The organism is Mycolicibacterium sp. 624 (genome assembly GCF_040548615.1).
Lineage (GTDB): Bacteria > Actinomycetota > Actinomycetes > Mycobacteriales > Mycobacteriaceae > Mycobacterium.
Genome location: NZ_JBEPRZ010000001.1, coordinates 1,276,043 through 1,289,993, shown reverse-complemented (window position 1 = coordinate 1,289,993; position 13,951 = coordinate 1,276,043). Strand labels below are relative to the sequence as shown.

At 67.7% G+C, this 13,951-nt stretch carries 16 protein-coding genes; 9 read left to right on the top strand and 7 right to left on the bottom strand.

Going from position 1 to position 13,951, the window contains the following annotated elements:
• The first annotated feature begins 71 nt into the window (after nt 1–71).
• The 8 genes from ABIA65_RS06055 (at nt 72) to ABIA65_RS06020 (ending at nt 6,925) form a co-directional block, all read left to right on the top strand.
• Nucleotides 72–521, top strand: coding sequence for a GlcG/HbpS family heme-binding protein (locus ABIA65_RS06055; protein WP_241402712.1), 450 nt, complete (start codon nt 72–74; stop codon nt 519–521).
• A 171-nt stretch (nt 522–692) separates the two neighbouring features.
• Entirely contained in the window at nt 693–1,412 is a 720-nt protein-coding gene (locus tag ABIA65_RS06050) for an iron-containing redox enzyme family protein (RefSeq protein ID WP_241402711.1), read from the top strand.
• Between the two features lie 86 nt (nt 1,413–1,498).
• A complete protein-coding gene (locus ABIA65_RS06045) occupies nt 1,499–1,852 on the top strand; it encodes a Rieske (2Fe-2S) protein (RefSeq protein ID WP_354522947.1) in 354 nt (117 codons plus the stop codon).
• On the top strand, nt 1,849–3,081 hold the full coding sequence (locus ABIA65_RS06040) for an NAD(P)/FAD-dependent oxidoreductase (protein WP_354522946.1): 1,233 nt from the start codon (nt 1,849–1,851) through the stop codon (nt 3,079–3,081). Before ABIA65_RS06045 ends, ABIA65_RS06040 begins: the two co-directional genes overlap by 4 nt.
• Nucleotides 3,081–4,520 carry an aldehyde dehydrogenase family protein gene (locus ABIA65_RS06035; protein WP_354522945.1) on the top strand — a complete coding sequence of 480 codons (1,440 nt, stop codon included), beginning with the start codon at nt 3,081–3,083 and terminating at the stop codon, nt 4,518–4,520. Before ABIA65_RS06040 ends, ABIA65_RS06035 begins: the two co-directional genes overlap by 1 nt.
• Before the next feature lie 26 nt (nt 4,521–4,546).
• Nucleotides 4,547–4,906, top strand: a complete 360-nt coding sequence (locus ABIA65_RS06030; protein WP_354522944.1) for a Rieske (2Fe-2S) protein — start codon at nt 4,547–4,549, stop codon at nt 4,904–4,906.
• A complete protein-coding gene (locus ABIA65_RS06025; protein WP_354522943.1) occupies nt 4,903–6,501 on the top strand; it encodes a gamma-glutamyltransferase family protein in 1,599 nt (532 codons plus the stop codon). Before ABIA65_RS06030 ends, ABIA65_RS06025 begins: the two co-directional genes overlap by 4 nt.
• Nucleotides 6,491–6,925, top strand: a complete 435-nt coding sequence (locus ABIA65_RS06020) for a RidA family protein (protein ID WP_241402705.1) — start codon at nt 6,491–6,493, stop codon at nt 6,923–6,925. Before ABIA65_RS06025 ends, ABIA65_RS06020 begins: the two co-directional genes overlap by 11 nt.
• Nucleotides 6,926–6,942: 17 nt before the next feature.
• Here ABIA65_RS06020 and mftD read toward each other — a convergent pair whose 3' ends face one another.
• From mftD to mftA, 4 genes are read right to left on the bottom strand one after another with little or no spacing between them, the layout of a single operon-like run.
• Nucleotides 6,943–8,118, bottom strand: a complete 1,176-nt coding sequence (gene mftD, locus ABIA65_RS06015) for a pre-mycofactocin synthase MftD (RefSeq protein WP_354522942.1) — start codon at nt 8,116–8,118, stop codon at nt 6,943–6,945.
• Between the two features lie 15 nt (nt 8,119–8,133).
• Nucleotides 8,134–9,282: a mycofactocin radical SAM maturase gene (gene mftC, locus ABIA65_RS06010; RefSeq protein ID WP_354522941.1), complete on the bottom strand. Its 1,149-nt coding sequence runs from the start codon at nt 9,280–9,282 to the stop codon at nt 8,134–8,136.
• Complete coding sequence (gene mftB, locus ABIA65_RS06005; RefSeq protein WP_241402702.1) at nt 9,279–9,536, bottom strand: mycofactocin biosynthesis chaperone MftB; 258 nt, start codon at nt 9,534–9,536, stop codon at nt 9,279–9,281. The genes mftC and mftB overlap by 4 nt, the downstream gene beginning before the upstream one ends.
• On the bottom strand, nt 9,536–9,637 hold the full coding sequence (gene mftA / locus ABIA65_RS06000) for a mycofactocin precursor MftA (RefSeq protein ID WP_241402701.1): 102 nt from the start codon (nt 9,635–9,637) through the stop codon (nt 9,536–9,538). Before mftA ends, mftB begins: the two co-directional genes overlap by 1 nt.
• 158 nt (nt 9,638–9,795) lie before the next feature.
• Between mftA and mftM the strand changes: the two genes are divergently transcribed.
• Nucleotides 9,796–10,635, top strand: coding sequence for a mycofactocin oligosaccharide methyltransferase MftM (gene mftM / locus ABIA65_RS05995; RefSeq protein WP_354522940.1), 840 nt, complete (start codon nt 9,796–9,798; stop codon nt 10,633–10,635).
• On the opposite strand, the gene ABIA65_RS05990 is transcribed toward mftM, so the two are convergent.
• Genes ABIA65_RS05990 through ABIA65_RS05980 form a run of 3 tightly spaced genes read right to left on the bottom strand, consistent with a single transcriptional unit; the run spans nt 10,632 to nt 13,886 of the window.
• Nucleotides 10,632–11,288 carry a MadR family response regulator transcription factor gene (locus tag ABIA65_RS05990; protein ID WP_354522939.1) on the bottom strand — a complete coding sequence of 219 codons (657 nt, stop codon included), beginning with the start codon at nt 11,286–11,288 and terminating at the stop codon, nt 10,632–10,634. The genes mftM and ABIA65_RS05990 overlap by 4 nt on opposite strands.
• The gene (locus tag ABIA65_RS05985; protein WP_354522938.1) at nt 11,278–12,663 is read right to left on the bottom strand and encodes a MadS family sensor histidine kinase; all 1,386 of its coding nucleotides are present in this window, start codon (nt 12,661–12,663) and stop codon (nt 11,278–11,280) included. The genes ABIA65_RS05990 and ABIA65_RS05985 overlap by 11 nt, the downstream gene beginning before the upstream one ends.
• Nucleotides 12,660–13,886, bottom strand: coding sequence for an iron-containing alcohol dehydrogenase (locus tag ABIA65_RS05980; protein ID WP_241402698.1), 1,227 nt, complete (start codon nt 13,884–13,886; stop codon nt 12,660–12,662). The genes ABIA65_RS05985 and ABIA65_RS05980 overlap by 4 nt, the downstream gene beginning before the upstream one ends.
• Nucleotides 13,887–13,951: the final 65 nt, after the last annotated feature.

Genomic DNA, 13,951 nt, shown 5'->3' with positions numbered 1-13,951 from the left:
GTTGGTAGACATGCCATCGACAGCCGATCACCTATCGCTGGCCCCCTGCGAGAAAGCGAGAGCCGACCACCATGCACCAAATTCACCGGATCACCCTGGACGATGCGCTGCCACTGCTGGCCGCGGGCCGGGCAAAGGCCGAGGAACTCGGCGTGAAACAGACACTCTGCATCTGCGATGACGGCGGCAACGTCCTCGCCCTGCACCGCCTGCCGGGTGCCCGGCTGACGGGTGTGGACATCGCGATCGCCAAGGCCTTCACCGCCGCCGGACACGAGCGGGCCACGCACCTTTTCAACGAGCCGCCGGACGGGCCGGCGCTGCCGGGGAACGAGGCGTTCGGAATCAGCCACATGCTGCCCGGGAAGTTCGCCATCTTCGTCGGCGGATTCCCGCTGGTCTTCGATGGTCAGATCGTCGGCGGGGTGGGGATCAGCGGCGGCAACGGGAAGCAGGACAAGGCCGTCGGCGCCGCGATCCTGGCGGAGTTCGAGGCGCTGACCGCGTCCGTCGCGCGTTGACACGCACCTGTGCATATTGACCAGCGCGGGGCGCATTCGCGGGTGATTCTGTCCATGGCTGACCGCAGTGGGTTTGGTTAATGTCCTTGGTACAGCACCGAATTCGCTACATCGGCGCCGAAGACAGTACAAATCAATCGATTTCGTGAAACAGCCAGAAAGGACACTTCGATGACCGCACTCCTCGGGCGCGAAGAATTTCGCGCAGAACTCGAGAACGCCATCAAGGGGCGCGAGGCCAAGAACGCCTCATTCAGTAAGGCATGGGCGGAGGGCAAGCTGCAGAAGCGGCACTTCGCGCGGTGGGCCGAGAACCACTTCCACTATGTCGGACCGTTCGCCGACTACCTGGCCAACATCTACTCGAACACCCCCGACGAGTTCACGGGAGCCAAGGACTTCACGCTGCAGAACATGTACGAGGAGGAACTCGCCGATATCCGGCACACCGACCTCCTCATCAAGTTCGGCGAGGCGTGCGGCACCACGAAGGAACGCATCGAGGATCCCTCGAACATGAACCCGATCACGCGTGGCCTGCAGGCGTGGTGCTACGCGGTGTCGCAGCGTGAGCACTTCGTCGTCGCGACGGCAGCGCTGGTGGTGGGCCTGGAGTCGCAGGTGCCGAGCATCTACACCAAGCAGATCGTTCCCCTTCGCGAGGTGTACAAGTTCACCGAGGACGAGATCGAGTTCTTCGACCTGCACATCACTTCCGACGTGGTGCACGGTGAGCGCGGGTATCAGATCGTGCTCGACCATGCCGACACCCCACAGCTGCAGCAGCGCTGCCTGCAACTGGTCCGGTGGGGCGCGGAGATGCGCTTCTCCTACACCAAGGGCCTCTACGACCACTACGTCGCTCCGGATCTGGAGTCGGCGGCCGTCTGAGCCGCTCCAGCAGCTGAACATCCCGTGCGTCGTGCACCGTGGGCCCTCGCTCACGGTGCACGCGCCTGGCCAGGAAGGTACCCGGCATGACCGCGGATTGGATTGCGGTGGCGACGATCACAGACCTGAATCGTCGCCGCAAACTGCGGGTCGAGTGCGGCGGTGTGGCAGTCGCACTCTTCGCCGCGGCCGGGCGGGTGTACGCGATGGCGGACTCCTGCATCCACCAGGATCGGTCGCTGTCGAAGGGCACACTGCTGCACGGCAAGGTGATCTGCCCGGGCCACCAGTGGCAGTTCGACCTGGAAACCGGATACGAGGAGGGCCAGGACCGCTGCCAACCCACCTACCCGGTGCGGGTGGAGGCGGACACCATCTACGTCGACACCACGGTTCAGCTGTCCACCATCACGACCGCCGGAGAGGAAGCCCACGGATGACCGTTCAGACATTCGTCGCCATAGGTGCGGGACAGACCGCCGCGGTGGCGGCCCGCACCCTGCGCCGCCGAGGATTCGACGGACGCATCGTCCTGGTCGGCGATGAGCCGCACATGCCGTACCAGCGGCCACCGCTGTCGAAGGAATTCCTCGCCGGCACCGATACTCTCGAGTCGCTGCAGATACTGCCCGAGGCGTGGCGGACCGCCAACGCTGTCGAAGTCCTGACCGGCGCGGCGGTGACGCGACTCGACCCGAACACGCGGACCGTCGAAATCGCCGGGCACAAACCGATTCTCGCGGATTCGGTGCTGATCGCGACCGGCGGTCGCCCGCGCACACTGCCGGTGCCGGGGCCACGGCCCGATCTGGTGCACCAGTTACGCACCATCGGTGACGCGCAACGACTGCAGCGGTGTTTGACACCCGGTCAGCGGCTGGTACTGATCGGTGCCGGGTTCATCGGGCTCGAAATCGCCGCCACAGCAGTGGCCCTGGGTGTCGACGTCACGATACTGGAGGCCGCCGCAGTGCCGCTGACCGCCGTCGTCGGCGCACGTATGGGCGCCGAGTGCGCGCGAATGCATCGCGATCGGGGCGTCGATCTCCGCACCAACGCCGTGGTCCGTTCCCTTCGCACCACCAACGATCACGTCGTCATCGAAATCGACGACGGGCCGCCGCTGGAAGCCGACATCGCCGTGGTGGGGATAGGAATCGTGCTCAACACCGCTGTCGCCGCGGAGGCGGGGCTGCACATCGACGACGGGATCGTCGTGGACGCGCAGGGCCGGACCTCGATTCCCAACGTATTCGCCGCAGGCGACGTCGCTCGCCGCCACTCCGCACGGGCCGGGCGCCACGTCCGGTTCGAGCACTTCGACAACGCCAACAAGCAGGGCGCTGCGGTCGCCAACGCCATGCTCGGTCGCGACGCCGTCTCAGACGAGGCGAGCTGGTTCTGGTCGGACCAGTTCGACCACAACATCCAGTTCCTCGGTGCCGCAACGCAAACCTGCGACATCGTCATCCGCGGTAACCCCGCCGAGCGGGACTTCACCGCCTTCTATGTCGACGACGGCATCCTCTGTGCTGCGTTCGCGATTGACCGCGGAGACGACGTGATGGTTGCGCGTGAACTACTCGGCCGCCCCGTCGAGGCCACGGTGCTCGCCGACGAGGACACCGACCTATGGGATCTCGTCGACACGGAAGAGGCGGTGCAGTGATGTTCGAGGGTGCCAATTTCATCGACGGCCGTTGGGTGCCAGCGGTTTCCGGCGAGACGTTTGAACGCCGCAATCCGGCCTGCCAGGACGACGTGATCGGCAGCTTCCCGGCCTCAGGCGAGGCCGACGTCCGCGGCGCCATCGACGCACTCGACAAGGCCGCACCCGAATGGGCCGCGACCTCGCCGGAGCGTCGGGCAGCAATCCTGGAGTCTGCGGCGACGCACCTCGAGTCGAGGTCTGCCGAATTGATCGCCGAACTCGTCCGGGAGGAGGGCAAGACCACCGCCGAGGCGACCATGGAGGTCAGCCGGACACCGGCGAATCTCCGGTTCTACGCAGGCGAGGCCACCCGCACCACCGGGGACACCTACCCCGCGGCCGGGGCCGGCCTGGTGTACACACTGCGCGAGCCGGTGGGCATCGTCGCTGCGATCACCCCGTGGAACTTCCCGTTGAACATCCCGTCACGCAAGCTCGGCCCTGCCCTCGCCGCGGGTAACCCGGTGCTGTTCAAACCGTCTGAGGTCACGCCGCTGATGGGCCAGCGCCTGGTCGAGGCGATGCTGGCCGGCGGGCTGCCGCCGAACGCGATTGCCCTGGTGCACGGCGGTGCCGACGCCGGGGCGGCGATGGTGGCCGACCCCCGAGTCGCAGCCGTCACGTTCACCGGGTCAACCCGGGTGGGACGGTTGATCCACCGCGAGGTGGGTCCCGACCGGCGGGTGCAGCTCGAGATGGGCGGCAAGAACCCCGTCGTGGTGGCCGAGGACGCGAACCTCGACGCGGCCGCGGCGCTGATCATCAAGGGCGCCTTCGGTCTCAGCGGCCAGGCGTGCACCGGGACGAGCCGAGTGATCGCCGTCGACGCTGTCCACGACGAGCTACTGGAGCGCGTCGTCGCGAAGACCGAGGCGCTGTCTGTCGGCCCCGGCGCGGACACCGGCGTCAACATGGGCCCGCTGGCCAGCGCCGCTCAGCTCGAGACGTTTCTGGCCTACGTGCGTGCCGGTGAGGATGACGGGGCGACGCTGCGCTGCGGCGGCACGACGGTGGGCGGCGGGGGCTTCTTCGTCCGCCCGACGGTCTTCTCCGACACCACGCCCACGATGCGCATCGTCCGCGAGGAGGTCTTCGGACCGCTGCTCACCTTTCAGCGAGCGGTGTCCCTCGACGAGGCGATCCTGCTGGCCAATGCGACGGAGTACGGGCTCAGCGCGGCCATCGTCACCAATGACATCGCCGCCGCAACGCAATTCGCGTCCCGGTCGAGGAGTGGTCTGGTGAAGATCAACCAGCCGACGACGGGGATGGCCATGAACGCGCCGTTCGGCGGGTACAAGGCGTCGAGCACCCAGACCTTCAAGGAACAGGCGGGCCCGTCGATGATGGGGTTCTACACGCTCGAGAAAACCGTCTATCTCAATCCAGTCGCCTGACTGTTCACCAAAATACGGAGATTGCAATGGAATTCAAGCGAGTCGCCCGGTCCGGGCAGGTGCCGGAGGGCATGGTGCGACGGTTCTTCGCCGGCGACCACGAGTTCGCGGTGGCCCGCCTGGACGGCACCGCATATGCGACGTCGAACTACTGCACCCATCTGGACTGCCTGCTGTCATCGGGGAAGCTGGTCGACGACGGTATCGGATGTTCCTGCCACGGCAGCGCATTCGATCTGAAGACCGGTGAACCCGTCTGCCCGCCCGCGACCGTGCCCATCAAGACCTATCCCGTCGAGGAACGCGACGGTGAGATCTTCGTCGGCGTGGATCCCGGCGACGCCGCGATCGTCCCCAGCCGACGCGCCCGCAGAGGCTTGGGATGACGGCTCCCGCGCGCCCGCCGGCGCTGTCGGCCGGCGGTATGGTCAGCTCGAGCCATCCGGCCGCGAGCTTCGCCGGCGCGCGGGTGCTCGCCGAGGGCGGTAACGCGATCGATGCCACCCTCGCCATGGCCGCCGTCACCTGGCTGACCCTTCCCGGGCAATGCGGAGTCGGCGGAGATGCCTTCGCGATCGTCCGGGAACCCGACGGTCGGGTGTGGACGGTCAACGGTTCGGGTTTCGGGCCAGACGGGGGCACCGCTGACTTCTACCGCGCCAAGGGCCTGTCGAGCATTCCGCTGGACGGCCCCCTGTCCGTGACCGTCCCCGGTGCGCCCGCGGCGCTCGCCACGATGCACGCCCATGGCGCGACGACAGCGCTCGAAGAGCTGTGGGAGCCCGCCGCTCGCCTCGCCGAGACCGGACTGCCGTGTTCGGCCAAGACCGCCCGGGACGTGCGCGAGGCCTTTGACAGCATCCGCACTGACGAGGGCCTCGCCGCCGTGTTCGCCGCACGATCCACCGCGGTCGACGTCGGGGATCGGCTCCGCCAGCCCGACCTGGCCCGCACCATCCGTCAGCTGGCCCGCGACCCTCGAGGCTTCTATCACGGCGAGCTGGCCGAACGAGCCGTCACGGCGCTGACCGCAGGCGGCGCCCCGTTCAGCGGTGACGAATGGGCGGCAGGCGCGTCGGTGGACGCGGAACCGGCGATCACGGCCCGATACGGCGGCGCGCTCGTGCACCAGACCCCGCTGCCCTCTGCCGGCTGGATGATGCTGCAGCAGGCGGCGTTGTGCGACGGTGTCGTCGGTTCCATGTCGTGGCTCGGCGCCCAGGCGATCGACCGGATGGCGCGCGCCGCGCGACTTGCCTTTCGGGACCGTTTCGAACTGTGCGGCAGTGATAACACCGGCGCTCACGATGTGCTCGCCCCCAGCCGGATTCAGTCCCAGCGTGACCAGTTGGAGTCCTCCGTCGCAGACCCCTCCGCGTTCGGCGTGCTCGCCGGTGACACCACCTCCACGGTCGCCGTCGACGCCGAGGGCCGCGCCGTGAGCTTCATCCACTCGCTGGCACTCACCTTCGGCGCCAACTTCTCCATTCCCGGAACCGGTGTGGTGCTTAACAATCGGCTCGGGCGCGGCGCCTACCTGCTCTCCGGCCATCCGAACGAGGTCGCGCCACGGCGCAAACCGCTGCACACCCTCAACGCCTGGATCGTCACCGACGATCTCAACCAACTGCTCCACGTCGGGAACACCCCCGGCGGTGACGGCCAGGTGCAATGGAACATGCAGCTGCTGTCGCACCTCGTCGACCACGGGCTGGGCCCGCATCAAGCCGTTTCGGCGCCCCGGTTCACCGTGTACCCCGGCTCGGACGCCCACGTCATCGGCGAACCCGACGAACTGCGGGTCGAGGCGACGACAGCGGAGTCCGTCCGCGACGAGTTGCGGACACGCGGCCACCACGTCGTGGTGCAACCCGCGTACGGGGCGGACGGCAGCGCCCAGATCATCTCCCGAGACGAACGCGGAATCCTCAGCGGTGCAGCCGATCCCAGACAGGAGGGGGTGGCGATCGGTGTCGACTGAGCGCCATCAGCCTCCTGACCCGCAGGGCGACTACGCGTCTGCTGTCGTGCATGCCGGCGTCGCGTACAGCGCGGGCATGACACCGCGACGGGACGGGCAGCTCACCATCACCGGGGAGGTCGGCTCGACGGTCTCCATCGAACAGGCCCGCGCCGCAGCGCGACTCGCGGCCGCCAACGCACTGGCAGCCGTCCGGGTGGCGCTGCCCGCGGATGCCGGCGTGCGGTGCTTGCGCATGACCGTCTACATCGCCTGTGCGCCGGACTTCCACGATCTGTCCGCCGTGGCCGATGGCGCCTCCGATGCGATCGTGGCCACCCTGGGCTCACGGGCGCTGCCCGCGCGCAGTGCGATTGGCGTGCGGTGCCTTCCATCTGGTGCACCGGTGGAGGTCGAACTCGTCGCGGCGTCCGTCCCGGCCTGAGCCGATGGCGGTCAGACCTAGACGCCGAGGTCACGCCGGAAGCCGGCGGGTATCACCAGGTCGGCGGGGCTCAGGTCGTGCGCTGACGAGTGGCCCAATCCGAGCAGTGCGGAGTCGATCCCGCCTCGGATGACGTCGAGGACGTTCTCCACGCCCGCCTGTCCTCCGGCGGCGAGCCCCCACAGATAGGCGCGGCCCAGCATAACGGCTCGCGCGCCGAGGGCCAGTGCCTTGACCACATCGCTGCCGCGACGCACCCCGCCGTCGAGCAGAATCTCGACGTCGTCACCCACTGCCTCGGCGATCGCGGGCAGCGCCCTGATCGGGGCTGGTGTGCCGTCGAGGTTGTTGCCGCCGTGGTTGGACACTGAGATCGCGCTGACCCCGACGTCGACGGCACGGCGGGCGTCGTCGACGCGCATGACGCCTTTGAGCATGAACGGCCCGCCCCACTGCTCACGCAGCCAGGCGATGTCGTCCCATGTCGGCAGCGGGGTCTGCATCCATTCGCCGTATGCACCGAAGAAGGTCGGCGCGGGGCTGCCCGGCTCGGCGAGGTTGGGGGTGGTCAGGTCGGGTACGCGACCGGACTTGACGAAGTCCGCCAGCCAGCGTGGTCGTCGAAGCCCCTCTGGTGCAAGGCGAATCATCGCCCGCAGATCCATTCTCTCTGGGATCGCAGGGCTGCCCCAGTCTCGCCCGCTGGAGAACGACCAGTCGGTGGTGAGGATGAGCCCCACTGCACCCGCGGCCCTGGCCCGCTCCATACGGGCGACGAGTCTGTCGCGGCCACCCGTCCAGTACATCTGGAAGAAGGTCTGCGGGTTGGCCTCGGCCACCGCCTCGATGGACTTGCTCGCGAAGGAGGACAGGCCGATGACGGTGCCCCGGGCCGCGGCGGCCCGTGCGACGGCGATCTCACCGTCGGGGTGCACCGCCTGAACGCCGGTGGGTGAGATGAGCACCGGCAGCGAGATCGCCTGCCCCATGACGGTCGTCGTCAGATCACGCTTGCCGGACAGGCCTGCGAGGTGTGGCGCGAATCCGAGTTCGGTGAACGCGGCCAGGTTGTCATCGATGGTGGTGCCGCGCTCGGATCCGGCAACCAGCGCCGAGTAGACGCTCGGCGGAAGCCGCCTGGCCGCCCTTCGCTGGGCTTCGGCGACGGTCTCGAACCAGGTGGTCTTCGCCATGTCGTGGGCCTTCCTCTACAGCAGTCCGGCCAGCGGACTGACGTCGCACACCCGTTTGGGTGGACGGTTGATGACGGCTAGTGGGATGGAACGGGAGTGGTCCACCGCGGGTTTGGGCACCAGCCGTTCGGCCGACAGGGCCGGTTCGCCATATCCCTGAACGCATTCCGGGTCAGGCCCGTCCAGCGGCAGGCCGGTGAAGAACTTCGCGGCCATGCAGCCACCGCGGCAGGAGTCGAAGTGCGAGCACTTCGCGCACGCCCCACCGGTGGTCGGCGTGCGGAGTTCGGTGAACAGCTTGGAATCGCGCCAGACCGAACCGAAGCCGCCGTCCGAGACGATGTTGCCCGCCAGGAACTGGTCGTGGATGGCGAACGGGCATGCGTAGACGTCACCCACTGGGTCGATCAGGCACACCACCCGGCCGGCGCCGCACAGGTTGAGACCGGGTAACGACTCGCCATAGGCAGACAGGTGGAAGAAGGAGTCTCCGGTGAGCACGTTATCGCCGCGGGCCACCAGCCAGTCATACAGCTGACGCTGCTGCGCGGCCGTGGGGTGCAGTTCGTCCCACACGTCGGCGCCTCGCCCGGAGGGGCGGAGCCGGGTTATGCGCAATGTGGCCCCGTGTTCGTCTGCCAGAGCCTTGAAGTCGTCGAGTTGGTCGACGTTGTGTCTGGTGACGACAACGGAGATCTTCGCATCCTTGAAGCCGGCCGCCGCCAGGTTCCGCAGTGCCCGGATGGCCATGTCGTAGGAGCCCGGTCCGCGAACCGCGTCGTTGACGGCGGCGGTGGCACCATCCAGTGAGATCTGGACGTCGACGTAGTCACTGGCGGCGAGCTTGGCCGCGGCGGCGGGGGTAATGCGCACGCCGTTGGTGGAGAACTTGACGCCCACGTGATGCGACGTGGCGTAGTCGACGAGTTCCCAGAAGTCGGAGCGGATTGTGGGCTCCCCGCCGCCGATGTTGACGTAGAAGACCTGCATGCGTTCGAGTTCGTCAATGACGGCCTTGCACTGCTCGGTGGTGAGTTCACGTGGATCTCGCCGACCCGACGAGGATAGGCAGTGCACGCACGACAGGTTGCAGGCGTAGGTGAGTTCCCAGGTTAGGCAGATCGGCGCGTCGAGGCCCAGTTCGAACTGGTCGACCAGCGTCATGACGCACGCACCAGCATGTGCGAATCCGCCAGGGTGGAAAGCGCTTTGACGTACGCAGGTCGATCGGCATCACAGGCACGCAGCGCGGCCCGCGCCGACGGATGATCCGCAAGCGCACGCACCACGGCGACGACGGTGAGATCCTTGAGGAAGGACAGCTTGCGGGTACCGAAGTGGTAGAGCAACGCACCGAACGGTTCGGGCCGCAGCTCGACCTGGTGGTGCAGCAGCCAGCGTTGGTCGAGGTCGAACATCAGTAGACCCCGCACATCCCGTCGATCATGACTTCCTCCACCAGCGTCTCCTCGACGAGGTCGTCTGCGGTGGAATCGTTTTGCGCGTCGTGGTCGGACATCGTGATTACCTCCAGGTGTGACGGACAACACCCACGCTAGGGTTCGCTCGGCGCCGGGGCACCCGCCGAACGGGCAGTTGTTCACCCACCCGGACGGGTCGACGATGAGACCCGATCGGGGCGCGTGCCGGGGGCCGCCGCGACATAGCGTGATCCGCATGGTCGACCAGCTCACCGTCCGGGTCCGCCGCCGCACCGGCCCTCACATGGCCCACGTCCACGCCCATGTCGACCGTGATGCGCTGTGCACGAAGAGATTCTGCACCACCCGCCGCACGGGTGTGCTCGACGTGGCCCACGATCTGCGTCCCGAGGAGATGTCCGACGACCTCGCCGAACTGCTGGCCACGGAACTCGACGATTCCGGCGTGCTTCGCGGCCAGCCGGAGTTCGAGGCCGTGTTCACCGGCGTCATCGAGTCCACGCTGGACGATGACGGCGGCGACCCCTGGTATCGGTTCTACCGCAACTCCGTCGACCGTCTCGAGCGCGGCGACGCCGCATTCGCACCCATCCACGAGCATGCGGCTTCTCTGGTGATCGGCAACGAGATCATCGATCTCGGTTCGTGTTTCGGATTCTTCCCGCTACGCGCCGCGGCAGCCGGGCTCACCGTCACGGCGACTGATCTCAGCGCGCCGACCATGCGGCTGCTGGACAGGATGAGCGTGCGCCTGCGCAGGCCGTTGCGCACCATCGGCTGCAACGCGACGACCGTACCGCTGGCCGCAGGAGCGGCGGACACCGTCACGGTGCTTCATCTGCTCGAGCACGTGGATACGGTGACTGCCGATGCAATCCTCGATGAGGCAGTGCGACTGGCGCGCCGCCGCGTGATCGTGGCCGTGCCGTTCGAGGAGGTCCCGAGAGCCTGCTACGGACACGTCCAGCGCTTCGACATGGGCGCCCTGTGCGCCATCGCCGACGCCCGACGGGCAACCGTGGCCAGGGCGCGCGCGCACGAATTCCACGGCGGCTGGCTGGTTCTGGACCGCTAGATCAGGCCGCGCTTGCTGGCCGCATAGACCGCCTCGGCACGCCGGCTGACCTCGAGCTTGCGCATGATGTTGCTGACGTGGAACTTGGCCGTCGTCCCCGAGATGAACAACGTCTCGCCGATCTTCTGATTGGACAGTCCCGTCGCCAGCAGGCGCAGCACGTCCAGTTCGCGGTCGGTCAACTGTTGACGCGGTTCGGTGCGCCCGTTCAGTGAACGCACCACGGCGGCGGCGCTGCGGGCGTCGAAGGCACTCTCCCCCGACGAGATCGCCCGAATGGCCCGAACCAGCTCAGTGGTGTCGACATCCTTGACAACGTATCCCCTGGCACCGGCGTGCACCGCACGGACCACCAGATCCTCGTCGAGGAACGTGGTGAGCACCAGCAGTCCGACCTGGGGATGCGCCGCAGACAGCTTGGTGCACAACGACAACCCCTCGAAGTCCGAACCGGCGGACAACTTGAGGTCGAGCAGCACCACATCCGGGGACACTGCGCGTACCACCGCCTCTGCCTCGCCCTCCGACGATGCCTCGCCGACCACGACGAAGTCGTCCTCGCGTTCGAGCAGAGAGCGCAATCCCTGGCGCAGGATCGCGTGGTCGTCGACCAGGACCAGACGGATAGTGCGTGTCGTGAGGTCAGCAGTCATTGCCGACTCCTTCTCTTGCTCTTGGATGGACCGGGATGGTGGCGACCACCCGGACACCGCCGATGCGCGACCGTTGCACCTCGAAGGTGCCGCCGTACTCCTGGGCCCGGGCCCGCATGTTGACCAGGCCGCGATGGTGGCCGTCGACGTCGGTCGCCTCCGCCAGACGCAACGCGATTCGCAGCTTGTCGGGTTCCCCGGTGCCGTCATCGGAGATTGACAGGCTGACCGCGCCCGGCCGGTACCCCAGCCTCACGATCGCTCTCCTGGCGTGCCCGTGCATCGCGGTGTTGAACAGCGCCTCCCCCGCGATGCGCAGGAGGGCGTGCTCGACGTCACTTGGCAGTTCGATCACGGTGCCCGAGACCTGCAGCGACACCTGTAGGTCCTCCGGCATGTGCACCGTCGCAAGCTGTTCGAGCAAGTCGGGCAGACTGCTCCGGCCTGCGTGGTCCGGGTGGTTGAGCGCGTAGATGGCCGAGCGCAGCTGCTCAACCGCCGAGCGGGTCAGGTCCCTGGCCAGATCCAGGCGGGCGCCTGGTTCCTCCGTGTGGCCGCCTGCGGCATTCAGCTCACTGCGGGCCACCTCGATCTGCATACCCGCCGACAGGACGCACTGGGTGACGCTGTCGTGCAGTTCGCGCGCGATGCGGTGCCGTTCCGAGTCGAGCACCTGATGTCGTTGTGCCGCATCGAGTTCACGCTGGGTGGCCAGTAGTTCGGCGTATCGGGCCCGGGACTCTGCCAGCAGGGCCTGCGAGGTCTGGAACAGCGCGCAGTTCTGCAGCGCCACCGCCGTCTGGCTGCTGAGAATTCGCATGACGGTCTCGTCGGTGCCGTCGAGCGTGCGGTGGCTCGGCGTCCACGCCGCGAAGGCGCCGATCACGCCGCCATCGAGTTCGATCGGCACATGCGCGTGGTGACTCTCGATCACGGGCAGCCGGAACTGGGCCAGCTGCCCGCGCAGGACGTCGTTGAGCCGATTGAGGACCGCGTCCGGCAGGTGAGGGCCGGGATCCCGCGCACCGGCGAGACCCTCGAACGAGTACATGGTCCCGTCGACGTCGAGGATCAGGTGACGCGGCCGCGCCTCGGGCAGCGCACCGTCGGCGAGGGCGAGCAGCACCCAGTCGGCACCCAGGTGGGTACGAGCGGCCTCTGCGACCGCCCGCACCAGCGGTTCGGGCCCGTGCACCGTCTGCACCAGCGCCCGCGAGATCGCGTCCAGGGCTGCGACGACCCTTTCGGTGCGCTGCGCGGCAACCCGGAACTCCGGGTAGAAGGTGCCCTTGCCGGATCGGACGCCGGTGAGCCGTTCCAAATCCGGTGTGCTGACCCGCCTGCTGCCACCACCCAGCCCCGGTGCCGCCGTCACATCGCCTCCCGGAACAACGCTTCCATCTGCGCCTCGTCGGCCTGGCGCGGATTGGTGGTCATGCATGCGTCCTGCAGCGCGGTCTTCGCCAGGCGGGGCAGGTCGTCCTCGCTGACACCCAGCTCGGCCAGCCCGCGCGGTCCGCCGACGTCGGCCGCGAGTCGCTGCACCCGGTCGGCGAGGGCGCAGGCGGCGTCGGCCGCGGGTGCACGTTGGTCGACCAGCCCCAGGCAGTTGGCGATGGTGGCAAACGGTGTGGGATCCACCTCGGCGTTGAACCGGATCACGTGGGGCAGCAGGACTCCGTTGATCACACCATGCGGCAGGTCGAGGAGGCCACCGACCTGATGACTCATCGCGTGGGCGGCCCCAAGGATCGCGTTGGTGAACGCCAGACCCGCCTCGAGGCTGGCCTGCGCCATCAACACCCGCGCACTCATCTCATTCGGCTTCTCGATGGTGCGTACCAGGTTGTCGGTCACCATCACCACGGCGCGCAGCGCATGATGGTCGGTCAGCTGGTTGTGCCCCAGCGAGACGAATGCCTCGATACCGTGCGTGAGTGCGTCCAGACCCGTTGCGGCGTTGAGCCATTCGGGCATCGTGGTGAGTACCCGCGGGTCGATGACGGTGATGTCGGGAACCAGCGCGCGACCCAGGATCGTGATCTTGGTGCCGCGAGCCGTGTCGGTGACGATGCAGAACTGCGACACGTCAGCTCCGGTGCCCGACGTGGTCGGCACCACCACCAACGGCGGGATGGGCATGGTCGCCTTGTCCACGCCGGCATAGTCGAGAATGTTCCCACCGTTGGCGGCCAGAATTGCGACACCCTTGGCCGCGTCGATCACCGACCCGCCGCCAAGCGCGATGAGAACGTCGCAGCCGTGTTCGCGGTAGTACTCGTAACCCGCCGCGACCTCGTAGTCCTTCGGGTTCGGTGTCAGGGCACTCCACACCCGGGCGTCGACGCCCTGCGCCCTGAGGTGGCCGACGAGTTCGGCGACCCAGCCCGCCTCGATCAGGCCGGGGTCGGTGACGAGCAGCGGCCGTAACGCACCGAGGCGGAGGGCGGCGCGCGCGGCCTCCACCATGGAGTCGATGCCGAACACGATCTCGGGTGCGTGGAACTTGAGCAGCCGGGGCGGTTCCGCGGAGGGGGCGACCGCGGAGGCCCCTCCGCCCACCGTGCCGCGGTCGTATTCGGGTACGAGTGCCGCCATCGTCATGAGTGTGATCCACCTAACAGTCCGACTTCCACCATACGGTCCGGACAGCCCGTCACAAC